Annotated in this window: 32 protein-coding genes; 15 read left to right on the top strand and 17 right to left on the bottom strand. The window is 55.1% G+C overall.

The window, feature by feature from the left end:
* Window positions 1-250 precede the first annotated feature (250 nt).
* From HX448_RS00725 to ispE, 3 genes are read left to right on the top strand one after another with little or no spacing between them, the layout of a single operon-like run.
* Window positions 251-985 carry a metallophosphoesterase family protein gene (locus HX448_RS00725; RefSeq protein ID WP_102331330.1) on the top strand — a complete coding sequence of 245 codons (735 nt, stop codon included), beginning with the start codon at window positions 251-253 and terminating at the stop codon, window positions 983-985.
* Between the two features lie 3 nt (window positions 986-988).
* A complete protein-coding gene (gene rsmA, locus HX448_RS00720; RefSeq protein ID WP_102331202.1) occupies window positions 989-1,837 on the top strand; it encodes a 16S rRNA (adenine(1518)-N(6)/adenine(1519)-N(6))-dimethyltransferase RsmA in 849 nt (282 codons plus the stop codon).
* Window positions 1,830-2,687, top strand: a complete 858-nt coding sequence (gene ispE / locus HX448_RS00715) for a 4-(cytidine 5'-diphospho)-2-C-methyl-D-erythritol kinase (protein WP_102331201.1) — start codon at window positions 1,830-1,832, stop codon at window positions 2,685-2,687. Before rsmA ends, ispE begins: the two co-directional genes overlap by 8 nt.
* Before the next feature lie 15 nt (window positions 2,688-2,702).
* On the opposite strand, the gene HX448_RS00710 is transcribed toward ispE, so the two are convergent.
* Complete coding sequence (locus HX448_RS00710) at window positions 2,703-3,953, bottom strand: CCA tRNA nucleotidyltransferase (protein WP_102331200.1); 1,251 nt, start codon at window positions 3,951-3,953, stop codon at window positions 2,703-2,705.
* Between the two features lie 148 nt (window positions 3,954-4,101).
* Between HX448_RS00710 and HX448_RS00705 the strand changes: the two genes are divergently transcribed.
* The 4 genes from HX448_RS00705 (at window position 4,102) to HX448_RS00690 (ending at window position 6,328) form a co-directional block, all read left to right on the top strand.
* Window positions 4,102-4,545 (top strand): RrF2 family transcriptional regulator, encoded by a 444-nt coding sequence (locus tag HX448_RS00705; protein ID WP_102331199.1) that lies wholly within the window; start codon window positions 4,102-4,104, stop codon window positions 4,543-4,545.
* A gap of 6 nt (window positions 4,546-4,551) precedes the next feature.
* Window positions 4,552-4,779 carry a hypothetical protein gene (locus HX448_RS00700; RefSeq protein ID WP_102331198.1) on the top strand — a complete coding sequence of 76 codons (228 nt, stop codon included), beginning with the start codon at window positions 4,552-4,554 and terminating at the stop codon, window positions 4,777-4,779.
* Window positions 4,780-4,841: 62 nt separating this feature from the next.
* Window positions 4,842-6,005 (top strand): cysteine desulfurase NifS, encoded by a 1,164-nt coding sequence (gene nifS / locus HX448_RS00695; RefSeq protein ID WP_102331197.1) that lies wholly within the window; start codon window positions 4,842-4,844, stop codon window positions 6,003-6,005.
* A gap of 125 nt (window positions 6,006-6,130) precedes the next feature.
* Entirely contained in the window at window positions 6,131-6,328 is a 198-nt protein-coding gene (locus HX448_RS00690; protein ID WP_162485909.1) for a hypothetical protein, read from the top strand.
* A gap of 91 nt (window positions 6,329-6,419) precedes the next feature.
* Here the strand turns inward: HX448_RS00690 and HX448_RS00685 are convergent, their stop codons facing one another.
* The 5 genes from HX448_RS00685 to ispD all read right to left on the bottom strand — a co-directional run bounded on the left by HX448_RS00685 (window position 6,420) and on the right by ispD (window position 10,100).
* On the bottom strand, window positions 6,420-7,088 hold the full coding sequence (locus tag HX448_RS00685) for an SdpI family protein (protein ID WP_102331195.1): 669 nt from the start codon (window positions 7,086-7,088) through the stop codon (window positions 6,420-6,422).
* Window positions 7,085-7,384, bottom strand: a complete 300-nt coding sequence (locus HX448_RS00680) for an autorepressor SdpR family transcription factor (protein ID WP_102331194.1) — start codon at window positions 7,382-7,384, stop codon at window positions 7,085-7,087. The genes HX448_RS00685 and HX448_RS00680 overlap by 4 nt, the downstream gene beginning before the upstream one ends.
* A 65-nt stretch (window positions 7,385-7,449) precedes the next feature.
* A complete protein-coding gene (cysS, locus tag HX448_RS00675) occupies window positions 7,450-8,889 on the bottom strand; it encodes a cysteine--tRNA ligase (protein ID WP_102331193.1) in 1,440 nt (479 codons plus the stop codon).
* A gap of 40 nt (window positions 8,890-8,929) precedes the next feature.
* Window positions 8,930-9,400 (bottom strand): 2-C-methyl-D-erythritol 2,4-cyclodiphosphate synthase, encoded by a 471-nt coding sequence (ispF, locus tag HX448_RS00670; protein ID WP_102331329.1) that lies wholly within the window; start codon window positions 9,398-9,400, stop codon window positions 8,930-8,932.
* Window positions 9,401-9,407: 7 nt separating this feature from the next.
* Window positions 9,408-10,100, bottom strand: coding sequence for a 2-C-methyl-D-erythritol 4-phosphate cytidylyltransferase (gene ispD / locus HX448_RS00665; RefSeq protein ID WP_102331192.1), 693 nt, complete (start codon window positions 10,098-10,100; stop codon window positions 9,408-9,410).
* A gap of 124 nt (window positions 10,101-10,224) precedes the next feature.
* Here ispD and ltaE point away from each other — a divergent pair, with 124 nt between their 5' ends.
* Both ltaE and HX448_RS00655 read left to right on the top strand, forming a co-directional pair.
* Complete coding sequence (ltaE, locus tag HX448_RS00660) at window positions 10,225-11,262, top strand: low-specificity L-threonine aldolase (protein ID WP_102331191.1); 1,038 nt, start codon at window positions 10,225-10,227, stop codon at window positions 11,260-11,262.
* On the top strand, window positions 11,259-11,879 hold the full coding sequence (locus tag HX448_RS00655; RefSeq protein WP_102331190.1) for a hypothetical protein: 621 nt from the start codon (window positions 11,259-11,261) through the stop codon (window positions 11,877-11,879). The genes ltaE and HX448_RS00655 overlap by 4 nt, the downstream gene beginning before the upstream one ends.
* Here the strand turns inward: HX448_RS00655 and HX448_RS00650 are convergent.
* From HX448_RS00650 to HX448_RS00640, 3 genes are all read right to left on the bottom strand, one after another.
* A complete protein-coding gene (locus HX448_RS00650; protein ID WP_102331189.1) occupies window positions 11,876-12,121 on the bottom strand; it encodes an FmdB family zinc ribbon protein in 246 nt (81 codons plus the stop codon). The genes HX448_RS00655 and HX448_RS00650 overlap by 4 nt on opposite strands.
* Window positions 12,122-12,136: 15 nt before the next feature.
* Complete coding sequence (locus HX448_RS00645) at window positions 12,137-12,547, bottom strand: NifB/NifX family molybdenum-iron cluster-binding protein (RefSeq protein ID WP_102331188.1); 411 nt, start codon at window positions 12,545-12,547, stop codon at window positions 12,137-12,139.
* A gap of 147 nt (window positions 12,548-12,694) precedes the next feature.
* Window positions 12,695-13,189 (bottom strand): protease inhibitor I42 family protein, encoded by a 495-nt coding sequence (locus tag HX448_RS00640; protein WP_162485908.1) that lies wholly within the window; start codon window positions 13,187-13,189, stop codon window positions 12,695-12,697.
* A 203-nt stretch (window positions 13,190-13,392) separates the two neighbouring features.
* Between HX448_RS00640 and radA the strand changes: the two genes are divergently transcribed.
* The 4 genes from radA (at window position 13,393) to HX448_RS00620 (ending at window position 15,803) form a co-directional block, all read left to right on the top strand.
* Window positions 13,393-14,790 carry a DNA repair protein RadA gene (gene radA, locus HX448_RS00635; protein ID WP_102331186.1) on the top strand — a complete coding sequence of 466 codons (1,398 nt, stop codon included), beginning with the start codon at window positions 13,393-13,395 and terminating at the stop codon, window positions 14,788-14,790.
* 2 nt (window positions 14,791-14,792) lie between these two features.
* Window positions 14,793-15,140 (top strand): hypothetical protein, encoded by a 348-nt coding sequence (locus tag HX448_RS00630; RefSeq protein WP_102331185.1) that lies wholly within the window; start codon window positions 14,793-14,795, stop codon window positions 15,138-15,140.
* Between the two features lie 11 nt (window positions 15,141-15,151).
* Window positions 15,152-15,328 carry a hypothetical protein gene (locus HX448_RS00625; protein WP_162485907.1) on the top strand — a complete coding sequence of 59 codons (177 nt, stop codon included), beginning with the start codon at window positions 15,152-15,154 and terminating at the stop codon, window positions 15,326-15,328.
* Window positions 15,329-15,557: 229 nt separating this feature from the next.
* Complete coding sequence (locus tag HX448_RS00620; RefSeq protein ID WP_102331184.1) at window positions 15,558-15,803, top strand: hypothetical protein; 246 nt, start codon at window positions 15,558-15,560, stop codon at window positions 15,801-15,803.
* Between the two features lie 2 nt (window positions 15,804-15,805).
* On the opposite strand, the gene HX448_RS00615 is transcribed toward HX448_RS00620, so the two are convergent.
* The 3 genes from HX448_RS00615 to HX448_RS00605 form a co-directional block, all read right to left on the bottom strand.
* On the bottom strand, window positions 15,806-15,991 hold the full coding sequence (locus HX448_RS00615) for a hypothetical protein (protein WP_102331183.1): 186 nt from the start codon (window positions 15,989-15,991) through the stop codon (window positions 15,806-15,808).
* Between the two features lie 39 nt (window positions 15,992-16,030).
* Window positions 16,031-16,627, bottom strand: coding sequence for a MarC family protein (locus tag HX448_RS00610; RefSeq protein WP_162485906.1), 597 nt, complete (start codon window positions 16,625-16,627; stop codon window positions 16,031-16,033).
* A gap of 95 nt (window positions 16,628-16,722) precedes the next feature.
* Entirely contained in the window at window positions 16,723-17,250 is a 528-nt protein-coding gene (locus HX448_RS00605; protein ID WP_102331181.1) for a hypothetical protein, read from the bottom strand.
* A gap of 160 nt (window positions 17,251-17,410) precedes the next feature.
* Between HX448_RS00605 and HX448_RS00600 the strand changes: the two genes are divergently transcribed.
* Window positions 17,411-19,369, top strand: a complete 1,959-nt coding sequence (locus HX448_RS00600; protein ID WP_102331180.1) for a beta-propeller domain-containing protein — start codon at window positions 17,411-17,413, stop codon at window positions 19,367-19,369.
* 46 nt (window positions 19,370-19,415) lie between these two features.
* Here HX448_RS00600 and HX448_RS00595 read toward each other — a convergent pair whose 3' ends face one another.
* The 5 genes from HX448_RS00595 to HX448_RS00575 all read right to left on the bottom strand — a co-directional run bounded on the left by HX448_RS00595 (window position 19,416) and on the right by HX448_RS00575 (window position 23,336).
* On the bottom strand, window positions 19,416-20,693 hold the full coding sequence (locus HX448_RS00595; protein WP_102331179.1) for an APC family permease: 1,278 nt from the start codon (window positions 20,691-20,693) through the stop codon (window positions 19,416-19,418).
* A 150-nt stretch (window positions 20,694-20,843) separates the two neighbouring features.
* Window positions 20,844-21,482: an iron-sulfur cluster assembly scaffold protein gene (locus tag HX448_RS00590; protein WP_102331178.1), complete on the bottom strand. Its 639-nt coding sequence runs from the start codon at window positions 21,480-21,482 to the stop codon at window positions 20,844-20,846.
* A 9-nt stretch (window positions 21,483-21,491) separates the two neighbouring features.
* The gene (locus HX448_RS00585; RefSeq protein WP_102331177.1) at window positions 21,492-22,655 is read right to left on the bottom strand and encodes a cysteine desulfurase family protein; all 1,164 of its coding nucleotides are present in this window, start codon (window positions 22,653-22,655) and stop codon (window positions 21,492-21,494) included.
* An 8-nt stretch (window positions 22,656-22,663) separates the two neighbouring features.
* The gene (locus HX448_RS00580; protein ID WP_102331176.1) at window positions 22,664-23,083 is read right to left on the bottom strand and encodes a DsrE/DsrF/DrsH-like family protein; all 420 of its coding nucleotides are present in this window, start codon (window positions 23,081-23,083) and stop codon (window positions 22,664-22,666) included.
* A gap of 28 nt (window positions 23,084-23,111) precedes the next feature.
* A complete protein-coding gene (locus HX448_RS00575; RefSeq protein ID WP_102331175.1) occupies window positions 23,112-23,336 on the bottom strand; it encodes a sulfurtransferase TusA family protein in 225 nt (74 codons plus the stop codon).
* 860 nt (window positions 23,337-24,196) lie between these two features.
* Here HX448_RS00575 and HX448_RS00570 point away from each other — a divergent pair.
* Entirely contained in the window at window positions 24,197-26,719 is a 2,523-nt protein-coding gene (locus HX448_RS00570) for an ATP-dependent Clp protease ATP-binding subunit (protein WP_102331174.1), read from the top strand.
* Window positions 26,720-26,944: the final 225 nt, after the last annotated feature.

The raw sequence follows: 26,944 nt of genomic DNA, 5'->3' as shown, positions 1-26,944 counted from the left end.
CCCCCAAAAACGACACGAAACGCTTGACAGCCACAAGAACGTCGGTGCTATAATATCACCCGTGATTATCAGAACACCTGTACAAACAATCGTCTCTTGCGATTCTCGAGGCGAACGTGCGCTGAGGGCAGGATTCGTTTCATTCGTTTTCACGCCAAACATCAACGAGTCGTTTCAGTCGTTTTTACACAAAACACAGAGCATCAAACTAATAACTGTGAACTCCCAACTATGGTAATATTTGGCCAGCATGAAATACGCTCTGCTCGCCGACATCCACGCCAACCTGGAGGCTCTCAAAGTCGTCCTCGACGATATCGATAGGAATGGCGGCGCCGAAGAGTTCTGGCTTCTCGGCGATTTGGTCAATTACGGACCCGACCCCTGTGGCTGTCTTGACCTCCTGCTCGATCTGCCGATGGTGGCTGTGGCCGGCAACCATGACCTCGCCAGCATCGGTCTCTTTCCCACCGATTACTTCAACCCCGAAGCCGCCGCCGCTTTGACGTGGACTATGAGCCAGCTCCGAAAATGTGACCGCGATTACCTTGCCTCTCTGCCCATCTCGATGCATCGTCACGGCTTCACCCTGGTCCACGGCACCCCCGAACACCCAGCCGATGAGTACCTGATGACGGTGCAGCAGGCGGAACATAACTTCGGCTTACTGGAAACTCCCCACGCCTGCGTCGGCCACACCCACGTCCCGGCGGTGTACAAACGGGAACAGGACGGCAACGTGCGGTTCATGCCATTCCGGCCCTGCGAACCGAGACCCATCGCCGAAGGGCGGTTCATCGTCAACCCCGGCAGTGTCGGCCAGCCGAGAAACGGAGACTTCCGCGCCGCTTATGCCCTCTACGATGTCGATACTCAAACGATGCATCTCCGGCGTATCCCCTACAACCTCGAGGCGACTCAAGCCAAGATGACCCGGGCGGGCCTGCCGCAGAGTCTGATCGATCGGTTGGAGATCGGCCGTTAAGCCATGACCTCGCCGACATCCCTCATGTCCGAGGCCCGCGCCCTGTTGGAAAGGTACAATCTTTCCGCCAGGAAGGGCCTTGGTCAAAACTTCTTAATCGACCGGAGCATACTGGACAAGATCGTCTCTGCCGCAGATATCTCCCGATCCGATACCATCGTCGAGGTCGGCCCCGGCCTGGGGGTGCTCACCCGCGCCCTCGCTGAGCGTGCCGGCAAAGTCATCGCCGTAGAGCTCGACCGGGGCATGGCTTCCTTGCTCCGTGAAACGATGTCGGGCCTGTCCAATGTCGAGATCGTCGAGCGTGATATCCTCGAAACCAAAGTCGAGGACCTGGTCAATGGGGCGGGCTATAAGGTCGTCGCCAACTTGCCCTATTACATCACCTCTCCAGTCCTGAGGCATTTCCTCGAATCGCCTCATCAGCCGCAGAGTCTCGTGGTTATGGTTCAAAGAGAAGTCGCCCGGCAGGTCGTCGCCAAACCTCCGGAGATGAGCCTGCTGTCCATTGCCATTCAATTCTACGCGGTACCCAGGATCGTGAGCCACGTCTCGGCCGGCGCTTTTTACCCCCCGCCCAAGGTTTCTTCCGCCATATTGAAGATCGATGTCCTGCCCAAGCGCCGGCTTCAGATGGATGACGAGGCAGTCTTCTTCAAGCTAGCCAGAGCAGGTTTCTCGACCCGACGCAAGCAACTGGTCAATGCAATTTCCAGCGGCCTCGACCTCGACAAGGCCAGGGGCTCCGAGTTGCTCTTAAAAGCCGACATCGATCCCAAGCGCCGCGCCGAGACTCTCACTATTGACAACTGGTTAAAACTACTTCAATCGTACAAGGAACGCGTTGTTTAAACTCATCGCCCCCGCCAAGATCAACCTGGCCCTCGAGGTGCTCGGCAAGCGCCCCGACGGCTACCATGACATTAAAAGCATCGTCCAGACCATCGATTTGACCGACGAATTGGAGTTTAGCCCAGCCAAAAGTCTTGACATCACCGCCGATTTGCCCGGCTGGGAGGATTCTAAAAGCCTGATTTCGAAAGCTGCGATGTTGCTTCGGGAGCGCACTGGGTGTAAAGACGGCGCCAGGGTTTTTGTGACCAAGCGCATTCCTCTGATGTCCGGCCTCGGAGGAGATTCATCGGATGGAGCAACCGCCCTTAAAGGCTTCAATAGGTTATGGAATTTGGGTCTTTCGGACCCTGATCTTATGGAGATCGGCGCCATCCTCGGTTCCGATGTGCCGTTTTTCTTTCTTGGTGGTACCGCCCTCATCGAAAGCCGCGGCGAGATGGTGATCCCCCTGAACGCCTTTCCTTCGGCTTGGGTGGTCCTGCTCTTGCCGCCCGTTAAGCCGGAAACCGGCAAGACAGCCCGCCTTTACAAGACCCTCAAGAAAACCGATTTTACCGGAGGGGATAAAACGGAGAAATTCGTCCGCGCTCTGATGGAGGGTTGGGAAATACCGCCGTCGCTTCTTTCCAATGCGTTCGAAAGGCCAGCCTCAGAAATCTGGCCGGAGATCGAAGAGTACCGCTGGCGGTTTCTGGAAGCAGGCGCATACCGCGTCCGGTTATCCGGCGCCGGCCCGGTTTTGTTCAGCCTTCACCGCGATAAAGGTGAAGCCGAGCGAATTTTTGACAACCTGAAAAAAAACAACCTGAAGTGCTATCTGGCGCATACCGTTGGCCATGTCGAATAAGTTGTGTAACCGGATCTAAGGCTTACAATTCAACCAATCAAGGACGAAAGTCTCTTCTTGCCCCCTGCTGGAAATAACCCCATCGAGCCGCAAATCGCGCAGCTTTTCGAGCACCCACTTGAGGTCAGGCCCCTGGCTGACGCCCAACCTTTTCAGATCTTCGCCGGTTAGAATGGATGAAATACGTCTCCATTCATTCTCAAAACGATCGATATTGAGCCTAGCGGTATCGGATCCCATGGCGCATTTTGCGGCAGTCAGGGCGTCGCCGGACAAACCATGGAGAGCAGCAAACACAGAGCTAGGTTTTGCCTGAGGCGAAGCCAGTTTCTCGGCGTTACGGGAAATAGTCTCGCTATCCCTTAGGACCCTGGTCTGTGCCTTGGTAAAACGCAGTGAAGCAATGAATTCTTCCTTTTGCGATGCGGTTAAGCGCCAGGCAAGCAGCGCCAGGTAAATGTCGGGGTGTGGTGTTTCGGTAGGCGATCGCGCCTTGGCGCAAGCTTCGGAAAGCCAGGTGTCACCCTTCAGTGACGGATGCCAGGTCGCTAATAATCCGAGGTCGTCTGCACGCCTGAAGACTTTTTCGGGGAAAGCTTCTCTGAGAATACAATCCAGTTCGTAGCGAAGTCGGTCTGCGGTGATTGTGCGGAGCATTTGCCGGTCGCGATCGATCAACTTCAAGGTTTCCGGCTCGATGCAAAAACCCAGACGCTGTTCGTAACGCACCGCCCGCCAAATGCGCGTGGCGTCGTCGACAAAGCTCTTGGGATGAATCACCCGGATCAATCCCTGCCTGATGTCTTTGCGCCCGCCGAGTTCATCGATCAGCCGCCCCCAATCGTTGAGATTCAGGGAAACCGCCATCGCGTTAATCGTAAAATCACGGCGGAAAAGGTCCTTTTCGATATGCCCCGGCCTCACTGTCGGCAGCGCTCCCGGCCTGGTGTAGGTTTCTTCTCTGCTGCGTGCCAGATCGATGTGATGGCCGCCCCATTTTACCCGAGCGGTATTGAAGCGGTGATGAACGGTGACGTCGTTGGGAGAAGCTGCGATCGCGTTCGCCAATCCAATGGCATCACCCTCGACCGAGAGGTCCAGGTCAAAACCCGTCCGGTCGAGAACGATATCCCGTACCGTACCCCCGACGAGGTAAATTCTCCAGGCTCTTGCCGCCGCTTCCGCCGAGGCAACCCTCAAAAGGGCTAAAATCTCAGCTGGAAGCTTTTCAGCCAGCCGGGATGCCAAGTTTTCGTTATCGTCCATGTGATTAGCAACACATTATACACGATGACTTTGAATCCCCACAGAAAGCGGCTGCGTTTGACAAGGAAAAATGTAGCGGCTAATATGAATACGCCACCAAGTTCTGAATCATTATCCGGTTACCTCGGTTTACGCCAGGGAGGCTCAATTGAAACTCTCAGCCCGCGGCCGTCACTCCATGGAAGCTATGTTCGATCTGGCGATTCACTACGGAGAAGGGCCCATTTTGATCCGGGATGTTGCCATGCGGCGGCGGATTTCGGAACAATATCTAGCCCAACTTTTTATCCCCCTCCGCATCGCCGGGCTGGTACGCAGTGTGCGCGGCGCCAACGGCGGCTTCGTGTTGGCCAAGGAACCCGCGGAAATCCGGCTGTCCGAAGTTGTAAAAGCCACCGAAGGCTCGACGGCTCCTTCCGAATGTGTAGATGATCCCAGGGTCTGCTGGAAGGGCGAACACTGCGTAACCCGAGACATTTGGGCTGAGATTAAAAAAGCCACCGATAATATTCTTGATGCGATCACGCTGAAGGACATGGTCGAACGCTGGCGGCAAAGCGGCCAGCCGGAAGTGCCGGAAGAGGTCATTTAACCCAAGTTGACTGATAAAACCTGCCATTGCTACGGCTGCGGCCGGAACCAGGGAGTCGATTCATCAGAATTGCCATGCCTGGCCCTACAGGGCTGGTATATTGTTTCCCATTTATTGGGGCCGGAAGACATCAAACGCTACGGATTCTGCTCTCTTGAGTGCCTTCAGCGATGGGTCAATGAAAACGCCGAAACCGTTCCTGAGATATTCCTGAACTCGTTCGAAGAACTTTAATCCGCGGGTACGATTTTCCCCTTTACAAGAACCAATCGGCGGTTCTGATATAATTCTTAACTATGAAACGCAGTTATCTAGACTACGCCGCCACCACGCCGGTAGCCCCGGAAGTCCTTGATGCCATGCTGCCGTACTTCCACGATTTTCCCGGCAACCCTTCCGCCATTTACGCCGAAGGACAGCAGGCTCGGCAGGCTGTCGAGACCGCCCGGGTCTCGCTCGCCAGGCTGATTAACGCCCGCCCTGACGAGATTCTTTTTCTCAGCGGCGGCACTGAAGCCGACAACATGGCGTTATCCGGCATCCTGAATGCCAACGGATGCGGAGGCAGCCATATCGTTACAACCGCCATCGAGCATCATGCCGTACTTGAGACCTGTTATTCCCTGGAAAAGAAAGGTACTTCTGTCACCATTCTCCCTGTCGATTCACAGGGCCTTCTGGATCCGCTCGAGGTGGCCAGGGCTATCCGCCCCGACACATCTGTCGTTTCCGTCATTCTTGCCAACAACGAAATCGGAACGGTTCAGCGCCTCCCGGAAATTTCCAGGATCACCCGTGAAAAGGGCGTTTATCTCCACACCGATGCAGTTCAAGCGGTCGGCCGCGTTCCCGTCGACGTTCAGGCACTCGGGGTGGACCTTCTCAGCATTTCAGCCCACAAGCTATACGGCCCCAAAGGTATAGGCGCCCTTTACGTTCGAAAAGGCACCCGAATCTCGCCGATTCTGTGGGGTGGCGGCCAGGAGCGAGGCAAACGTTCAGGCACCGAAAATGTTCCTGGCATCGTCGGACTGGGCAAAGCCGCTGAATTGGCAGCGGCTTCCATAACCTCCGAGGTCGAACGACTTTCGAAGTTACGCGATCGACTCATCGCCGGCCTGCTGGCAACGGTGCCTGAAACCCGTCTTAACGGCCACCCCACCCAACGCCTGCCGAACAATGCTAACTTTTCTTTCGATTATGTCGAAGGTGAGAGCGTTTGCCTCAACCTGGACCTGGCCGGTATCTCGGCTTCGCCCGGCTCGGCCTGTTCTTCAACGAGCACAGCGCCCTCCCACGTGCTACTTGCTCTCGGCCTGCCCCAGCATCAGGCGTTCGGCTCTCTGCGCCTGTCTCTGGGTCGTTGGACCACCGGAGAAGATATCGAGCGGGTGCTTGAGGTCCTGCCGGGGATAGTTGCCCGGCTGAGAGCAATGTCTCCCATCTGGACCAGGAAGTAGATATTCCTGTTTCCCTGGACCTGAAAACAACCGCGTCGAGGGTTGACAGGTGGTAAATCCTCTGGTATAAAAATTAACAAACTTACACGGAGGGTTGATTCAAAGTGGGTCTTTTGGATCCGAAATTGACTAAACAGGTCCTCGAACGATCAGGCGGCAAATGCGAATGTACCGATCCCGTGCATGAACACGGCGATACCTGTGGCATTGGTCTGGATGCTGAATGCCAATATGTTTACGACCGTGAAGCCCCGCTCCAGCTCAAGGTCATTTGCTATTCGTGCTACCGAAAGAGAAAAGCTTCCAGGAAAAAACAGTACTAGGCTGCTTCAGTTAACTTGTGAAAAGAGGCTCTCTCGGAGAGCCTCTTTCTGTTTTTCCCAACTGGACGGATTATCAAGTTCAAACAGGAGATCAGTGCGGAGTACCATTTGTCTTGTTGGGGTCGGACTTCCAAACCTGGTAGGAATAGAAGATCAGGTAGATGATCGACGCCATAAATAGACCGAAAACCGAGAAAAACAACCAGTTTTGCTGGATGATCCCGGTCAGGGCCAAAAACAGGCCGAAAACAACGAATATCTTGCCGCCGAGCTGGTGAGTCTTCCTCCACGAAAGTTCGCTGCTCAATGTCCACGGCGTACGGATACCCACAAACCACGTTTGCTTAATCTTGCCGAAATAGTTCCCCAGGACGACAAACATCAGGCCGACCATCACCATTACCGCCATGCCGATATCGATCGAAACGCCCTTGATCGAAGCGATGATAACGCCGTGGAGTCCCGCCATGAAGACAACAATGAGGATCCTGATTATGCGGTACACTCCGCCGAATTTTTCATAGTTAGCCCGTTTGGGATCGATCTTTGGTAAAAATAACAAGAGCAGGTAAATTCCCAATGTCATCAATGGCAGCAAAAACAAACCTTCGAACCTACCGCCATACCCGTTCGGTTCACCGTTAATTCCCCAATGGATCGGAACGGTCTCAGGCGCCGTTGGATAGACAATCGCCGAGGCGATGAACATCGCTGCGATCAACAATAGATTAAGTGCTTCGGAACGCCATGTGATTTTCATGATTCAATCTCATTCCAGTTAATTGGTTTGTCTTTATTTACTTTAAACAGGTCCATCACCGCCGCCAGCGTTTCCTCGACGACGGAAAGGTTCAAGGAATAGACGATTGTCGCGCCCCGTCGTTCTTCCTGGATCAACTCGGCGGCTTTGAGCATGGTGAAATGGCCGGAGAGGGTTGATTTGGCAAGGTTGAATTTTTCCGCAATCTCGCCGGCGGTCATCGGCCGTTCCGCGAGCAATTTCAATATTCGGCGCCGGTTTGGGTCGGCTAGGGCTTTAAATACGCTTTCGGTCATATTCGGTAATTCGCCAATTACCGAAATAATACCTCAATAAACGTTGTATATCAACTCCAATGAGTTTAAGTTCTAGGCCTGTACTCCCAAACGGTACCCGCGGGAGTATCTTTAAGGTTGACACCGATGCCTTCCAGCTTTTTGCGGAGTATGTCAGCCTTGGTAAAATCCTTAGCCTTGCGCAGTTCCGTTCGAAGAGTGATGGCGTCTGTCATCGCCTTATCCGCATCCCCATCCCACCCAGTTGAAGGTTTACCGAACTCTTTGAAGATTTCAGCAACGCTCGCGGCAATCTTGCCGTCATCGACCATTGTTTTTGCCGTTTCGAGTCGCAAGCCGAGAACGTTGGCGAGTTCGCGCAGCAGACTCCTGGCGCCGGAAGTATCACCTTTATCGGCGTCGATGCGGTTGAGGTCTCGGGCCAGGTCAAACAGAGTCGCCAGCGCTTTCGGGGTATTGAAATCATCATCCATAGCATCGGCGAAACGGTCGCGATGAGCTCCGGCGTCGAATTCACTCTGATTGGTTCCTCCGGGGGCTTGAATGGCCTGTGCCAGCCGTTGCGCCCCTTTTTCCGCCCCTTCGATGACTTCCATCGAGAACGTCAGAGGGCTGCGGTAGTTGGAACCCAGAACAAAGATACGCAGGGCGTCCGCGGAATTCTTGGAAAGGAATTCCTTGATGGTGATCAGGTTGCCGATTGATTTACTCATCTTTTCGCCGCCGAGTTGCAGCAGCCCGTTGTGCATCCAGTAACCGACAAAGGGCTTCTTGCCAGTAAAACTCTCAGTCTGAGCGATCTCGTTTTCGTGGTGCGGGAAAATGAGGTCGGCGCCGCCGCCGTGAATGTCGATCTGCTCCCCCAGGTACTTCAAATTCATCGCCGAGCACTCGATGTGCCACCCGGGGCGCCCCTTCCCCCACGGCGAATCCCAGGAGGGCTCGCCCGGCTTGGCAGCCTTCCACAGGACAAAGTCCATCGGATGTTCTTTGTCCTCCCCTATCTCGATTCGGGCGCCGGCCTGCATCTGGTCCAGGGTACGATGAGACAATCTGCCGTAGTCGCTTAACTTGTTCACACGGAAATAAACGGAGCCTTTGACCTCGTAACCGTAACCTTTGTCGACCAGCCCTTCGACCAATGCGATGATAGACGGGATCTCCTGCGTCACCCTCGGGTAGGCAGTGGCTGGCATAATATTTATGGCTGCCATATCGGCCAGGAATTCGGCGATATTCCGGTCGGCCAGAGTTAACGGTGTGATCCCAAGAGGTGCCGCCTTGGCGATGATCTTGTCATCGACATCGGTGAAGTTCTGGACATACCGGACGTCGTAGCCGCGATAAATCAGGTAGCGTCGGATGACATCGAAATTGATATAGCTCATGGCATGGCCGATATGGGCTGATGATTGCGGCGTGATGCCGCAGACGTACATCTTGATCGGGTCGCCCAGGGGGGTAAAATCCCCTTTACGGCCGGTGAGGGTGTTCGAAATCTTCATATCGGCGAGTATATCACGGCTCCCGGCGTTGCCGCGAGCGCTACCTTTCGATCAGCGCCGTTGCCCAGGCAACCATGCCTTCTTCACGTCCGACGAATCCCAATTCCTCGGAAGTGCTCGCCTTCACGTTGATCGAACTCGGATCGAGACCCAACGCACTGGCAATATTCTGGCACATGGCGGCGACGTTTGGCCGCAGTTTCGGTTGTTCGGCGACGATGACTGCATCGACGTTGCCGACCTTCCAGCCTCCCGCATTCAGCATTCCGTTGACTTTTGCGAGAAGTTTCAAGCTGGAGATGCCCTTGTATTGAGGATCGCCCGGCGGAAAATGGACGCCGATGTCGCCTAACCCTGCTGCACCGAGCAGTGCATCCATTACGGCGTGGATCAGCACGTCGGCATCGCTCCAGCCGATGAGGCCGTGGCTCCACGGGATTTCAACGCCCCCCAGCACCAGCTTTTGGTTTGGAGCCAGGCGGTGCACGTCGTAACCGATTCCGGTTTTGATCTTCATGCTAGTCTCCGCTTCTCCGCCATAGCATTTCGGCGGTGGCTAGGCTTTCCGGAGTTGTTATTTTGATATTACCATATGAACCATGAAACACCTTAACCGGAATACCGAGATTCTCCACCAGCGAAGCATCGTCAGTTACAGCTGTTTCGGCTGAAGATTCATAAGCCCTGCGGATAATTTCATAGCGGAAAACCTGGGGAGTTTGAACGGCAAAGAGCTTCTCGCGGACCAGGGTGGATTCGACAATACCTGATGCCGATGCCTGCTTGATAGTATCGGTCACTGGAACCGCACAAACGGCGGCGCCGGTTTCCCCGGCTGCGTCGAGACCATCGCCGATCTGGGCCATGCGCACTAGCGGGCGTGCTCCGTCGTGGATGATCACCCATTCAACGTCGTTCTCCAGCCGGTCCAGCGCCTTCATCACCGAGTCCTGTCGCCGTTCGCCGCCAGGGACGATATCGGTAACCTTTCGCCATTTTTCGTAAGAGGCCAGTTTTTCCGCGGCGGCAACCCGGTCGGGGTTGATGACCACGACGATTCGATCTATCAAGGGATGGCATTCGAACGGATAGACCGTTCGGGTCAGGACCGGCCGGTTGCCCAGTAACGTGAAGATCTTGTCCACGCCCTGCATTCGCTCGCTTCGGCCTGCAGCGGCGATAATAGCGGCGACCCGTTGTCCGTTAAACATACTTCATTATAAGCTATCAGAGAAGCCAGATGCTAGGGTGGTTGTGCTCGGAAAATCATTTTCTGATATGACAGCTTCCATGCCGCGGTGTACAATCATCGTCGATTTATAGATGAGGACAATGATGCAAATTATCGATCTACGGAGTGACACTATAACCCACCCCACGCAGGAAATGCGCGATGCCATGTACCGCGCCGAGGTCGGCGACGATGTTTTCGGGGAAGACCCCACCGTCAACCGGCTTGAAGCATTAGCTGCTGAGATCACCGGCAAGGAAGCCGCTGTGTTCACCCCAAGCGGCACCATGAGTAACCTCATCGCCGTCTTGAGCCACACCCGCCACGGCGACGAGATCATCCTTGGGGACAGGGCCCACATCTTCCTGAACGAAGCCGGTGGTGCCGCAGCCATCGGAGGGGTTTCCTTGCGCACCGTGCCCAACAATTCTGACGGCACCATCGACATCGACCGCATCGAGGCCGCGGTAAGAGGCATCGGCAATCTGCACTGGCCGCCTTCGAAACTCCTGTGTCTGGAAAACACTCACAATTACTGCGGTGGCGCGGTCCTTGATGTCGAATACACCACCGAGGCGGGTGAAGCCGCCCACCGCCACGGCCTCGCCGTCCACCTCGACGGGGCGCGGTTGTTCAACGCTGCTGTTGCCCTGGGTGTCGCACCAGTCGAAATATGCGAGCCGGTCGATTCGGTTAATTTTTGTTTGTCCAAGGGCTTGTCGGCGCCAATCGGATCGGTCCTTTGCGGCAGCGCTGAATTCATCGCCAGGGCGCGGAAATTCCGGAAAATGGTCGGCGGCGGAATGCGCCAGGCAGGAGTCATCGCCGCGGCGGGCATTGTTTGTTTGGAACATTGTGTCGACCGCCTGGAGGATGATCATACCAACGCCAAAACTCTAGCTGAGGGCTTAACGAAGATCCCGGGATTAAACGTTGAAAAGCCCGAGACCAACATTGTCATGATCGGCACCCCGGAAAACCTGCCGGCTGCCGATTTCATCAAAAAGGCAGCGGCTGTCGGAGTGAAAATGATCAGTGTCGGACCGCAGCGGGTACGAGCTGTAACCCACCGCATGGTCAACGCCGCGGATATCGTCGAGGCGGTTAAACGGTTGGAAAAAGCTTTGGGTCATACCGGATGAAACCTACCGAAGCCGAGATCGCAGCGCTGGCCAAGAAAGCGGCGGCCGATGATGAGGCTTTAGCTGCTTTGGTTGCCGGATTATCCTCAAAAGACCTCGATTCCAAACGGCGGAGCTTCCAGTCGCTTCATCTGTTGATCAAAACCAATCCCGGCCGCCTGTACCCCCGGTATTGGGACCGTTTCGCCGTTTTCCTCGATAGCCCCGGCGTCGATGCCAAATACATCGGCATCTATCTGCTTGCCGGGCTGGCTGCAGTGGACACAGAAGATTGGTTCGAGGATATTTTCAACAAATACTTTTCGTTGCTGGATGACAACACCCTCATCGCCCCGATGCACGTGGCCTTGAACGCCGCTACGGTGTTCAAGGCCAAGCCTGATCTCAGGGATGACATCGTGAAATTGCTGACCAGCATTGACAGGACCCACCATACCCCCGGTCGTAAGGCGCTCATCGCCTCCGCCGCCCTCGAATCTTTAGATAAGGTTTACGATGAAATCGAAGACAAGCAGGCTGTGCTTGATTTCGCCCGCTTTTATGTGAATGCCCCAAGTCCCAAGGCGCGCAAAGTCGCCAAGGACTTCCTTAAGAGGAGAGAGAAACCTGCAGCCTAGTGGTGGCCACCGCAGCAGCCGCCGCCACCACTACCGCATCCTGCCTCACTTCGGTCGTCCGCGCCGCAGCAGGTTTTCCCGCCCGGATTGCAGCGGCTCAGCACCACAGGAATCGATTGCTGCTTTTCCAGGTCTGAGCTGCCGCAGGCGGTGCAGCTGAAATCGGCGCACTTTCCGGTATAACTTACTAGCAATTCTGAAACGCAGCCGCAAGCGCGGCACTTGTAATCGTAGATCGGCATTTGCTCTCCCCTATCCTAGTGCAGTCTATCCATTTCGTTCTGGAAACGGTCTTCGAGGATCGCTTGGATGACTTCGTCAGGGTCCTTGATGTTGGTGAGCAGCGGTTCGATCCCCTTCTCCATCATCGAATGGAAAGCGCCGCCCCCCATGTGCCCTGCGACAATATACTCGCAATCCTCGGCAGCACTCAGCATAGACTTATGCTTGTTCTGTGACTCGGTGTCCATGCCGTGTTCGCCGTGCTGGCCGTGGTCGTGGCAGGACTTGGCATCGGGGCTCTCGATAAACGAATGATGCCCTACTTTTTCCCGCACCTCTTTCGAGACGACCTTGTCGTTTTCTATTGTATAAACGATGTAATACGTCGCCCGGCCGAAATGCTGACTTAGGTTCAAGCCGTCATCGGAGGCGATAGCGATTTTCATCTTTCCCTCACGTCCCTCCTAGTGGAATAACGAACCTTAATTCATCAAGAATAACACCCATATCCCGGGGCGTCAACTAGTGGTTTATGACAATGAAGAAGGGGGAAGGACACACTCATCCCTCCCCCCTTCAATCCCGAGGTTATCTTATTTGACCGTTACGTTGAGCGCCAGCGTCCATTCATTCTGAACGCCGCCCTGCCACGACTGGCTATAGCTGAAATTGATCGTCGTATTGCCGGGTTGAAGTGTCTTGAACGTCCAGACTTGTTTCCCCGCCGCTCCCACCATCCCGCTCGGCGGCGCTACGAACTGGCAAGTATATTCAGATGAGATGTTGCTATTGCTTGTAACGGCTTTCTGCCAGGCATATCCGGTGCTCGGATTGGAACCAAAAGTCACGATCAGTGAACCACTCTTTTCGATAACTACATCGTAGGTGATGTGTTTTTGGACCGCAAGTTCGTCATACAGATACTCGACTCTGATCGTCTTTGAGGGGTTGTCTAGCGGCGGCATATAGCTGTTATTTTCGGTATCGCCAGTAGTTGTCGGAGGGTTTGTTGCGGCATCGGCGTTTGGCGTCGCGCAGGCGCCCAGGACCAGTGTTAATGCGAGTAATGGAAATACTAGCCATAGCATTTTCTTCGTCTTCAGCGATTTCTCTATCTTCAATTCTCCTTTTCATTTCGGGCTGGCCGGCTCGTTACACCAGATACAACGCCTTTCTTCGAATGTAGATAGTGAAAAAGCGGCAAATTCACAAAAACTCCCTTAATGGATAGGTAGGACTATGCCGTTTGGCCGCCCTTGCGCCCAAAGTTTCAATACGCTAAAGTCTTCCCATGCCTAAGTCCCGCGTCGTCTTTGTTTGTTCCGGCTGCGGCCAGGAGTCTGCCAAGTGGCAGGGCAAGTGTCCCGGCTGCGGCGAGTGGAACACCCTCTTCGAACAGACTGTGGCTGTTGTTAAATCGCCCTCGTCCCGACGAACCAATGCCAACGTCCCGCAACCTCTTACCGAGATCGAAATCACTGGTCACGAGCGTATAGCCCTTCAAATGGGAGAGGTCAACCGCGTCCTCGGAGGAGGCCTCGTGCCAGGGTCGTTATCGCTCGTCGGCGGCGAGCCGGGTATCGGAAAGTCGACCCTGCTACTTCAGGTCGGCGCCCAGATGGCAGAACGCTCCAAAGTACCAGTGCTGTATGTTTCCGGCGAGGAGACCCGCCCGCAGATCAAGATGCGGGCCAAACGGCTCGGCATCAATGGCGACCGGTTATACATCCTGAACGAAACCGACCTCGACGCTGTTATCGCCGAAATGGACAAGCTATCTCCTGGCCTCGTCGTTATCGACTCCATCCAGACAGTCTACGCCCCGGACATAGAGATGGCCCCTGGGGGCGTTTCTCAGGTCCGCGAATGCGCCGCCCGCTTAGTCACCTGGGCTAAGGCTTCGCAAACTCCGGTGATGATCGCCGGGCACGTCACCAAGGACGGCGCCATTGCCGGACCAAGGCTGCTAGAACACATCGTCGACACTGTTCTATATCTCGAAGGAGAACCATTCTCCAGCTACCGCATCCTGCGCTCGGTCAAGAACCGCTACGGTTCGGTCAATGAGGTCGGTATCTTCGAGATGAAAGAAGACGGCTTGAGACAAGTCGAGAACCCCTCGGAGGTCTTTCTCTCCCGCGATCGCCAGAATACCGTAGGTTCGGCCGTGGTGCCGGTTTTGGAGGGCTCGAGGCCCTTGCTCGTTGAAATTCAGGCGCTGACCAACATGACCAGCTTCGGCCAGCCCCGCCGCACCGCCAATGGTCTCGATTTCGGGCGCCTCCTCATCATAACAGCGGTCCTATCGAGGAGGGCTTATTTGAAGCTCGGAACCCAGGACGTCATTGCCTCTGCCACCGGCGGCTTGCACGTCGATGAACCGGCTGCCGATCTGGCTGTTGCCCTGGCCATCGCGTCGAGTTATAAAAATGCTCCGGTTGATCCACACCTAGTGGCTATCGGCGAGCTCGGATTGTCCGGCGAGATTCGCAACGTCCCTCAAATCGATCGGCGGCTTGCCGAGGCTGATCGGTTGGGGTTCAGGAAAGCCCTGGTGCCGGCGGCTGCCCGGGTCAAATCCCCCTCCCCAGATTTCAAGCTAATCCACGTTCGTGACATCCGGCAGGCGATCCGTGAAGGCTTGACCGCCCAGGCCAGAGAAGAGGATTTACCGGAAGAAACCCTCTGATCATGGCTGTGACCCGCGCCCGTCGTATTTTAATTATTAAAGCCGTCCACAGCATCGCCTTTTGGTGGATGTTAGCCTGCTTCGTCTACAACGTCTATGCAGCGGCTACGGCGACTTTCACCTGGGTACTGGCCGTCACCTATGGCACTCATCTGATCGAGGGCGTCGTACTCATCTTCAACCGTTGGACCTGCCCGCTGCGGATCATGGCTGAAAAAGCCGGTGCGGAAAATGGCCAGATCACTGACATCTTCCTTCCCAAATGGCTCGCCGACCACCTGTTCCAAATCGGAAAGGGACTGTTTGTGGTAGAGACTCTTTGGCTAGCTATCAGCTTTATCAATCATTAGGAGAATAATAGGTGACTATAAAAAAACTGACCATTGAAATCCCGGAAGAATTGTTCAACCGTTTTTTCAGCCATCTTATCCGCAATTCGGAGACCGGGCGCCAGCCGACCTTTCAAGAGGTGAACGTAGCCGGACAAAGGGCTCTTGTCGATTGGTTGGACAAGGAAGAAAAAACCGGATCGAAATAATCCGTCTTGCAATAAATATCTAGCCGGCATTTCATAAATCATTAGCTAGCAAACAGTGATACCGGACAAATATGTAATTTTGGTTACGGAATGGGCGTCATCTCGCGTTATCAAATATGGAAAATGCCCAATTCAGGTTATGAGATTTTATGTATAGGACTTTTATAGACATTATTAACCAAAATGTATTGTATTCGTACTATAATATATATTGGATAGGTGGCGGAATATGGAAGATAGGCATCGATTGGTTTCCGAGGCTTACAAGGTTGCCTGCCGGATAGAGCAGATAGAACTCCGGTTATCCGCGCTTGATCTCCGCGGTCGAGACTCCTTAGATGAACTCAAACACCCGCCCACGTTGGAACTTATCGAGGAACTCGCGAACCTCAAACAGATCTTCTATGGTTTGATAGAACGCATCAATCTCTTGAAATCCCAAAAGGCAATTCATCGACCCTACGCCGCCATCTAGATTTAATCGGCCGGACGCTCGAGTTTCAGAAATTTTCCGGTCTTTTCGCTCTTAACTTCAAGCATTTTTCGGTACTTATTCCTGATTTTCTTATCGGATATGCCCTCGTTTTCGATCCCTTCTAAACCCTTGAATGTCGCCAGGTAAAAATATCCCTTTTCCAGGAGTTCATTGACCGCCTTCGGCATAGAGACCTTTACGTTCCAGTGGTCTACTTTTGAGGCCGGCTATAAAGTGGCGATCCATCTCCTCAACCCCTCAAGTATCAACTGCACCGAGATCATCGACACGATCAGCCCGGTGACGCGTATCAAAGCGCCGATCAGGTTGTAGTGTCTCAATAGATTGAACAGGGGTATCGCGATCAGCATAAAAACGAAATTGATGGCAATGGCGATAAACGTCGCCAGCGAGGTCTGCAGCATGCCATTCTGAGCAGTGAGGGCGATGACGGCGGTGATCGTGGCTGGCCCGGCAATGAGCGGCGATGCCAGCGGCATGATGGCGTGTTCAGTCAGGTGTTGGCTTTCCTGCGCCTCGTAAAATACCCCCTTGGTCAATGCCCTGTATCCCATGCTGAACAGCACGATGCCGCCCAGTATCTCGAATGAGTAGATATCTACGTGGAAAACCTGAGTAAAAACTATATTGCCAAGGATGATGAAAACCACCAGTATCAGCAATGCTGCGGCCGAGGATTCTAGCGAAACGATGAGTAGATCGCGGCCGCGCTTAACGTCTTCGGCGGATGCCAGGAAAAAGACCTTGCTGATGGGATTTATCAGCGCCAACAGGTAAATGGTTGCCGCAGCAAGGGTTTGCACGGTGAACATGCTGCTTTGAGTATACAACCGGGCAAGTGAATGTCAATATATTGTTGCCTTTAAGTCTATGTGTGAGTGCCGACCCGCCAGCCGCACTATCCGACCAGCTTACCCACTTTCTCCAGAGCGTCGAGGATTTTGCGGTCGGATCGGGTATCGTAACCTTGGAAAAACCCCGCGCCGGGATATCCCAGCCCGATCTGGATAACCTTTTTATCTGACCCGAGGGGCTTTACGATCGTAATGCCGTCGAACGACTGAGAAGAAATCGGCGTCCAGAAAGCGCCGACGTACTTGATCTGGTTGTCGACACACACCACAAAGGACTTGCCCGTGGTCGGCACCTTGAGTTCGGTAATCCGGACAAATGCTTCATCGCTGAGCTTTATCTCATGCGTCTTGGCATCATAAGAAACGATATCATCTCCGCTGATAAGTGGCGCATCGGCAAGACCGATATAGTTCATAGCTGGCAGCATTGTCGGAGAAATATCGTTCTTCGTCAGGTAAATAGCAAACCCTTCGGTTGCCGGTTCTTTCGAGGTGCAGGCCCCTAAGGTAGCCATGCCCGTTAAAACCACAGCGAGGAATAACACCGGGATGGGCTGGAGCCAACTCTTCATTTCATTGTCCTCCGTTACAATAACGTAAAAATTGGGATCAGGGTTGCCCCTCGGTTCTGATATTCCCCTCGTCGATATTTAAAAAGATCAGAAATGCGGGATATCTTTCGAATATATTCATCGTTATAGAGTGTAGAAACTCCGTTTGAGGTAGTGCCCTATGAAAAAGATCGCTATTTTTGGTCTGTCGATTTTGGCTTTTGCAGGTATGCTGATTATCCCCGGATGTTCGGCGGGTGAGGTGAAAGACCCGGTCTCGGGGCTACCCGTATTCGCTTCGGAAGAAGCGCTGGTTTCCGCGTTTACCCAGGCACAAGCCCGCGGTTATTCAGGCGGCTACTACGCTAAAGAAGGAATAATGCCCCCTGTTCTGGCGCCCGTAGCCGGCGCCGCCAATGCGGCCAGCGACGCCGCTTACTCCGGCACCAATATCCAGGTCGCTGGCGTGGATGAAGCCGATATCGTCAAGACCGACGGCAAATACGTCTACGTCGTTTCTGGCAGCACCATTTATATCGTCCAGGCTTTTCCGGCGGACACCGCCAAGATCATCGCGCAGATTGCCATCACGGGGTTCACCCCCCGAGAGCTTTTCGTCGACGGAGATCGCCTAGCCGTCTTCGGTTCGACTTATTCCACCGGCGGCGATCCCGGTTATCCCACCATCCTGCCCGCCGATGTCAAAGGCGGCATTGCCATCATGCCCTATCCGGTTCAGTCCGGTCTGGTATCGGTCAAACTCTACGATATCAAGGACCGTTCGAATCCCAAACTATTGAAGAGCATCGATATCGAGGGTTCGTACCTGACCTCACGCAAGATCGGCGCCGACGTCTACTTTGTGGTTAACTCCTATCCCCGTTACGCCCAGACCAAACCCACGGCTGCGGACCTTATTCCGGCCTACCGCGAGACCGTCGGCGATGCCAAGCCCGGCAATTTCCAACCCATCGCCGGCTACAACCAGATAGGCTACATCCCGCCAGTCCAGGCCGCCAGCTTCCTTACCATTGCGTCAATGTCGATGACCGACGCCAATAGAGAGGTCGGCAAGACCGTCATCGCCGGCAGCGGCGAGAACGTTTACGCCTCACTGGACAGCCTGTACGTCGCCCAGACCTCCTGGCCGGCCTACACCGGCATCGGTGAGGTCGTCACCGATAATACCCAGAACACCGTCGTCACCAAATTCTCCCTGAAAGGCGGTAACGCCACCTTCGCCGCCACCGGCAAGGTCAAGGGGCACATCCTGAACCAATTCGCCATGGATGAATTCAACGGCTACTTCCGCATCGCCACTACCATCAGCGGCTACGTGAACAGCCGCGACACCTCCACTAACAATATCTACGTTCTCGATAGTTCCATGAAGGATGCCGGCGCCCTTGAGGACGTCGCCCCCGGTGAAAGCATTTACGCCGTCCGGTTCATGGGCAAGCGGGCTTATATGGTGACCTTCCTCCATGTCGATCCGCTCTTCGTCATCGATCTTTCCCAGCCGGCATCTCCCAAGATCCTCGGCAAACTGAAGATCCCGGGCTACAGCGATTATCTGGAGCCGTACGATGAGACCCACCTCATCGGCATTGGCCACGAAGTCGATCCCAGCATCGACGCCGGCCTGATCCATACCGAAAACGCCGTCTATTACACCGCCATCCAGGGCGTCAAGTTGTCTCTGTTCGACGTCAGCGACGTCGCCAATCCGATCGAGGTTTACAAGGAAGTCATCGGCGATCGAGGCACCGAGACCATTGTCGGCGACGACCACAAGGCTTTGTTGTTCGATAAACAGTCGGGACTTCTGGTCCTGCCGGTTACCGTAGCCCAGTTGAAGCCGGGTCAGCCCAAGAATCAGCAGGGCGAGTATATTTTCCAGGGCGCCTACGTCTACAACCTGACTCTGAAGAGCGGCTTTGCCTTGAAGGGCAAGGTCACCCACTACGATTCGACCGACGTTTTCCAGAAGAGCGGGATGTATTTCTACGGCGGACCGGCTGAGATTACCCGCAGCTTGTACATTGGCGACGTCCTCTACACCGTGTCGCAGTCGAGGCTGCAGTTGAACGACCTCGGGAACCTGGCGACTTTGAAGGTATTGCCGTTCGGTCAGAAGTAAACCGGCTACCGGTTTTTGGCTTCGGCTAAATCGAGTAAAGACCGGGCTAGTCTGCTGTCCCAGCCCGTTTTCGTAATATAATGTTGTAATAGACGAGGCCAACCGCGGTGAGGACGCCTCCGAATATCAGGGCGATCGTCCCGGTGTTCAGGGCCAACCAGCCGCTCAGCACCAGCCCCAGGGCAGGTACGATTCGAGCTTGCATCAGTCGGGACGGGTTGGGTTCGATTCTGTCCGCCAGTTTTATGGCCGCGGCATTTACTCCGGCGAATGCCAGGAGGACGGCAATGTTGGTGACCTGGGCGACAACCTCAATGTTCTCCAGGAATACGAACAGGCTGGCCAGGATCCCGACCCCCAGTATCGCGATCCAGGGAGTGCGCTGCTGGTTGATTGAACAAAAAGGCAGCGGCAGCACCCCGGCGCAGGACATCGCCCATACCGCCCGCGACGAAGACATCAGCAGGAACAGCCCGCTGCTGCTGGTCGCCGTCAGAGACAAAACAGCAATGAACGCCCCCGCCTGAGACCCCACGGTGCGCGACGCCACGTCAGCCATGGGAGCCGTCGACAGGCTCAGGTCTGAAAATCCCAGGACGCTGACCACTGACACCGACACCAGGACATATAATACAGCGCTGATCGCCAGCACAAAGAGCATCGCTTTCGGCAGGTCTTTCTCAGGTTTCTTCATTTCTTCGGCTAGGTTGGCCATGGTCTCGAAGCCGAGCAGGGCGAAAAACACCAGGGCGGTGGCGCCGAAAACCCCTGTAAATCCCGATGCCGTCTCAAAGAGGTTGAATGTCCCTATGTGCGGGACCCCGATCAGGATGACGGCGACTAGGCCCAGTACCGTCGGCACGGTGAGACCAATCAATAAAGCGACCGATTTTCTCATGCCCGAAAAAACAATAACCGTCATTACGGCCATCAAGCCCAGGGCTCCGGCGATCGGGGGGACGTGGAACAGGTTCTCGAGATAACCGGCAAAACCCAGAGAGATCACCGCCGTTGAAATAATCATCGACCAGGTCGTCAACCAGCCGGCTAGGAATCCCAGCCGCCGGTTGAAAGCAAGGGTGACGAATTGGTATTCCGGGGCGTTTTTCGGTCTGAGGCGGACCAGCCGGGCGTAGGACACTGCGGTGAATGAAGCCACCGCCGCGGCCAGGGCAAACGACAGCCACACGGCGTTGCCGGCACTTTCGGCCGCAGCCCCGATAAGCACGTAGATGCCTGCCCCGATTGTGACGCCTAGCCCGCTGAGCACCACCGGGAACAATCCCAATCGCCGCTCGAGGCCGGGAGTGGTTTCGGAAACCATTTCGACCTACTTTAGATTGAATTACCGGCTGCGCCGGCTTGTTTCAAAACCGATAAAAAAGATGCGTCCGATTATACCTTCCGTGCGTTCAATGGAATAACGGGACGCATCGCCTGTCGTAATACCATCAGTTGAAAGACAAAGAGTGTATCAATCGGTGTAGTTGATGACTACCTTTTTCACATCCCACAGAGGCTCGATCTTTTCTCGTATTTCTTCCTGGATCGCCGGGGCGAACTGGTGGTTTTGGGGTAAATCGAGCTCGATGGTCACTAACCCGTCATTAAGCGTAATATCCTTGACCAGGTTAGTCCTCATCACATCCAGGCCGCTTATAGGGTTGATGACTTTCTTCAAGCGTTTCCGGATGCCCTCCACCGTGGTCGGTTCTTTTTCGGTGATCAGGCCGTGCCTCTCTTCGTAATTCTGGATCGCCGATCGGAGTCCCTCCACCGCCAGGACCGAGCAGTGCGATTTTATCTTGGGCAGTCCGCCGAGTGCCTCCGAAGCCTCCTGCCAGGTGATGTTTTTTGCCTCTTCCAGCGTTTTGCCCAGCGCCAGCTCTGTTATGATCGATCCGGTGGCGATGTTCGAGGCGCAGCCGTAGGACTCGAATTTTACGTCGGCAAGCCTCTTCGTCCGGTCGTCAACCTTAATATACACCGACACCATGTCGCCGCAGGCAGGGCTGCCCTCGGTGGCTTTGCCGTCGGGATTTTCGATTCTCCCCACGTTGCGCGGGTGCCTGAAATGCTCCATCACTTTATCGGTATACGGCAGGTTCGGCATGTCGTTCTCCTATTTACCGAGCGGGCTGATTTTTCGAAGCTCCCTGATGACTTCAGCTAAAGCAGTTACCACCGAATCTACCTCTTCCATAGTATTATAACGTCCAAGCGACAACCGGATGGAGCCGTGGGCGCGTTCATGGTCGCCGCCGATGCCGTAGATCACATGGCTGCCCTGGAGCGATCTGCTGAAACAGGCCGACCCGGTGCTGACGGCAAAACCGCGCATATCCAGGTGTAGGGTAATGGATTCGCCTTCGACGAAGTGGAAGCTGACGTTTACGTTCTGGGGCAGGCGTTTGACCGGGGGACCGTTCAGCGTCACCGACGGTATCTCCTTCAATATACGGGAGATGGCGTGGTCTCGCATGGCTCTCAGGCGGTCATTTTCAGACTGTTCCACCAGCTCAGCTGCCCTGGCAAAGCCGATTGCGCCCGGGATGTTCTCAAGACCGGGGCGCCGGTCGAATTCCTGGAAACCACCGTCCATCAATTTGGCTAGCGTCGTGCCTTTACGCACCACCAGTCCGCCGATGCCCTTGGGCCCGTGGATTGTGTGGGCGGACACCGTGAGCAGGTCGATCGGGACAGCGGACAGGTCGATGGGCAGCCGCCTGAAGGAATGGGTCGCGTCCGAATGAAATAAGACATTCCGGCTCCTGCAGATTCGGGAGATGGCCTCGATGTCCTGGATGGTGCCGATTTCCTGGTTGGAATGCTGCACCGATACCAGGATCGTCTCGCCGGTGATGGACTGCTCCAACTGATTGAGATCGACGAATCCTACGCCGTCGACGTCGAGGTAGGTCACCGAAAATCCCTCTTTTTCAAGCGCCCTGGCGCTCTGTAGCACCGGGAAGTCCTCGATTTTCGATATTATTATGTGGTGCCCCTTGCTCTTGCCCAGCGCCCTGGCGACGCCTTTCACGGCCAGGTTGGATGACTCGGTGTCGCCGGAGGTAAAGATGAATTCCTCAGGGTTGACCCCCAATAGACTGGCCAGCCGCCCGCGGGCGCCGTCCAGTGCCTCTTTCGCTTCTATCCCCTGGCTGTAGGCGAATTCCGATGTCGCTACGGCGTAAGTCTGAAAGAAATAGGGCGACATAGCCTCGAGCACCCGCACGTCGAGTCTTGTCGCCGCGGCATTGTCGAGATAAACGGATTTATTCTCCATATCCTGCCTTAAATGAACAGATTGACTTTCGAATTCTTGGCTTCCAGGACAAAGGTGCCAACGGCGCAGTAATCAGATATCAGGTCTTCTCTCATGTCCTCTTTCTTTAGCCCCATGATCTCCATGGTCATATCGCAGGCCAGGATTTTCCCGCCCAGTTCCTTGAAGTCGTTCAGCATCCTGTCCAGGGAGGCGACGTTGACCTTTTTCATCCGGTTTTTCACCATCCATTTCCCCAAGCCAAACATGTGCATCTTGGACAACGGCCCCTTGTCGAGGCCGCCCTTCTTGAGCCTCTGAAGGCCCCAGAAGGTAAAGAATATCGATGCCTCCATGCCCATGGACAGGGCTCCGTTGGCTATAATAAGGGCGCTGTACACTTTATCCATGTCTCCGCTATGCAACACGATGGTAATTTTATCGGCCATCATCGACCTCCTGACAGGGTTTTAGTGGTCATCGCCTGATCCTGATTGTCCACGTGCCCCCGGCTACATCCTTGACCTCGAGTAGTTCCAGTCCCATTTCCCGGACGGCCATCGGGATTTCCTTTTTGGAGGCCGGATGATCGCCGGTGACCTCGATGATATCTCCGGGTTGGGCTTTTCTTATCGCCTTTCGGGTTTCCACCAGCGGGATCGGGCACGTCTCCCCCATGCAATTGATTTTGATTTCAGACATCTGGCCCCCCCTGTTCCGAATACTGGGCTGGCAAAAGCCTCACTTTCTATTCTACAGCCTTCGGGAATTAAGTCTGCAATCAAAGTCACACTCACTATAAGAATTTGTGAGCTCCGCAAGTTCTCCTCTGGCGTGTCTTTGCGAGACCCGCGATGAAATCGGGGATCGGCAATCGTCTCAGTCCACCGATCAGATCGGGCAACTTGCCTCGTAGTCCTATAACTGACGGCTGATCGCTGATGGCTGAGAGTTTAAAAAATATTCCACCAAAAACGACACGAAACGCTTGACAACATCATCGTACACCTGTGCTATAATACCGCCATGTTGTCCCCTTTGTCGTCCTGAGCGTAGCGAAGGACCTCTGTGCCGCCCCATCTACAACTCTATTGTCTAAGGACGTTTCTCTATTAGTGCTCGCTCGATTTTTTCTATCTGGTACTGGAGTCGTTATGGTTCGTTTTTCAAAACAAATCTTACGATTGATCCAAAGCTAAATTCCAATGATTCGTTTCACAAAAACACTTTATCCGAAATAACAAAAAACGAATCTCCGAAGACAAACAAGCCCATAGACTGTTCTCAGTTGATCCTGCCCCGCCTAGGTGTGGGGCTTGATGCGCACCAAACGTCTCGTCGAGATCAACTCCCTCATTCCCGCGCTTTGCCCCGGGGAAGGCGAGAATCCACGTGAGTGTTTTGACCTTTGAATTTGGAATGTTAAAACTTATTTAGGGTTTAGAAATTAGGATTTGGTGCTTGGTGCTGAGGGGCAAAGGGAGGCTTCAAAGCTAAAATGCTTTACGGGATACGCTTTTTGGCCTATAATGAAATGAGTATCCCCGTCTAAGAGGTTAGTCATGGCTAGTCGTTTCGACAAATTCTCCGAGCGCGCCCGCCGCGTTCTCACCTACGCGCAGGAAGAAGCTCAACAACTTAATCACAACTATATCGGTACAGAACACATCCTCCTGGGCATGGTCCGCGAGGAAGACGGCGTTGCCGCCCGCGTCCTGGTCAACTTGGACGTTAACTTGGCCAAGCTCCGATCGGCCGTCGAGTTCGTCATCGGCCGCGGCGAGAAACCGTCCGCCGGCGAAACCGGCCTCACCTCCCGCGCCAAGAAGGTCATCGAACTGGCGATCGACGAAGCCCGCAACCTTGGTCATAACTATATCGGCACCGAACACCTCCTCCTGGGCCTGCTGCGCGAGGGCGAAGGCGTAGCCGCCGGAGTGCTCGATTCCTTCGGCATCTCCATCGACCGCGTCCGCGCCGAGATCACCAAAGTCCTGCAACAGGGTGCCGCCAACCGCACCGGCCCCGCTGCCATCAAATCGGGCAAAGCCCCCGGCAAGACACCTAACCTTGATGCCGTGTCGGTGGATCTCACCGCCGCCGCCCGGGCGGGCAAGCTCGACCCCGTCGTCGGCCGCGTCAAGGAGATCGAGCGGGTCATCCAGATTTTATCGCGCCGCACCAAGAACAACCCCGCTTTAATCGGCGAACCGGGCGTCGGCAAGACGGCCATCGTCGAGGGCTTAGCCCACCGCATCGTCTCCTCCGACGTCCCCGAGACGCTCGAGGGCAAGCGATTGGTGTCACTCGACATCGCCTCCCTTGTGGCCGGCACCAAGTATCGCGGCGAGTTCGAGGAACGCTTGAAGAAGATCCTCGAGGAACTCCGCACCGTCGGCAATATCGTCATCTTCATCGATGAGTTCCACACCATGGTCGGCGCCGGCGCCGCCGAAGGCGCAGTGGACGCCGCCAACATTTTGAAGCCGTCCCTGGCCCGCGGCGAGATCCAGGTCATAGGCGCCACCACCCTCGATGATTACCGCAAGTACGTCGAGCGCGATGCCGCCCTGGAGCGCCGCTTCCAGCCCGTCCTCGTCGAGGAGCCATCGCTGGAAGATACCATCGAGATTTTGAAAGGCATCCGCAGCCGCTACGAGGAGCATCATCGCCTGGAAATCACCGACGATGCCCTCGAGGCCGCCGCCAACCTAGCTTCGCGCTACATCTCCGACCGCTTCATGCCGGACAAGGCCATCGATATTATCGATGAGGCGGCCTCCAGAGTCCGCATCCGGCATCGCACCAAGCCGATGCCGCTGAAAGATCTTAAAAAAGCCGAGGACTCCTACCGCCGAGATAAAGAGGCCGCCCTGGCCACCCAGCAGTACGACTACGCAGCCGAACTCCGCGAGCGCGAATACCAGATTGCCGAGAAGCGCCGCAAGATGGAAGAGGAGTGGCAGCAGGTCCAGGGCGCTGCCAAGCCGAAAGTCACCAAGGAGGACATCGCCGACGTCGTTTCCATGTGGACCGGCGTACCCCTGCTTCAGCTCACCGGCGACGAGACCGAGCGGCTCTTGCACATGGAAGAGGCGCTGCACAAGCGCATCATCGGCCAGGACGAGGCCATCGTCACTATCGCCAAGGCCGTCAGGCGCGCCCGCGCCGGTCTCAAGGACCCACGCCGTCCCATCGGCAATTTCGTCTTCCTGGGTCCCACTGGCGTCGGCAAGACCGAGTTGGCCAGGGCTCTGGCCCAGTTCATGTTCGGCTCTGAGGACAACCTGATACGCATCGACATGTCCGAGTTTATGGAGAAGTTCGCCGTATCCCGGCTGGTCGGCGCGCCTCCCGGCTACGTCGGCTATGAAGAAGGCGGACAGCTCACCGAAGCAGTCAGGCGCAAGGGCTACTCCCTGGTGCTGCTCGATGAGATCGAAAAGGCCCATCCGGATGTCTTCAACATCCTGCTCCAGATCTTCGACGACGGCCACCTGACCGACGCCAAGGGCCGCCGGGTAGATTTCAGGAACACGATTATCATCATGACCAGTAACATCGGCGCCGAACTCATCAGGAAGGGCACCGGCACCATCGGCTTCACCACGACATCCGACGCCGCCAAGGCCCAAGACATCGGCTACGAGCGGATGAAGGACAAGCTACTGGCTGAGGTCAAGAAGAGTTTCCGGCCGGAGTTCTTGAATCGCATCGACTCGACGGTGGTATTCCACTCCCTGACCAGGGACGAGATCCGCCAGATCGTCGACCTGCAGCTTGCTTCGGTGACCAAGCAGCTCAAGGAAAAGAACATCGCCATCGAGATCACTGAGGGCGCTAAGGACGTCCTGGGCAAGAAGGGCTACGATGAGGTTTACGGCGCCCGGCCGTTGCGCCGCGTCATCCAGAACCTTATCGAGGACCATCTGTCCGAGGACCTGCTGCGAGGTCAGTTCAACAGCGGCGACACCGTAGTCATCGAACCGTCCGCTGACGGCGAGGACCTGATCTTCAATGTAAGACACCCTGAACTGCCGCCTCCGGCGGAGACTGCCGAAAAGCCCGCCCTGGCCGGCGGCTAAACGCTCTGCAACGCTTACTTAAGGAGCCCTTCGCATGAAGGGCTCCTTCTTTTCACCGGCATCCCCTCAAACTTACTTGAAATAGTAACCTCCCAAGTCCTTTTTTCCGTAGTTTTGGTAGCTGAAATTAGGTAGTTTTCCTTATTCCCTTGAGTATAGCTTACGAGTATGCTGTTAAACGGGGCATGACAGAGTATCCTGAGAACACAGCGAGTTAGTGATCTG

The sequence above is a fragment of the Dehalogenimonas etheniformans genome (assembly GCF_014672715.2).
GTDB classification, from domain to species: domain Bacteria; phylum Chloroflexota; class Dehalococcoidia; order Dehalococcoidales; family Dehalococcoidaceae; genus Dehalogenimonas; species Dehalogenimonas etheniformans.
Note: the sequence above shows the minus strand (reverse complement) of the source record. Positions and strands in the feature narration are given on the sequence as shown.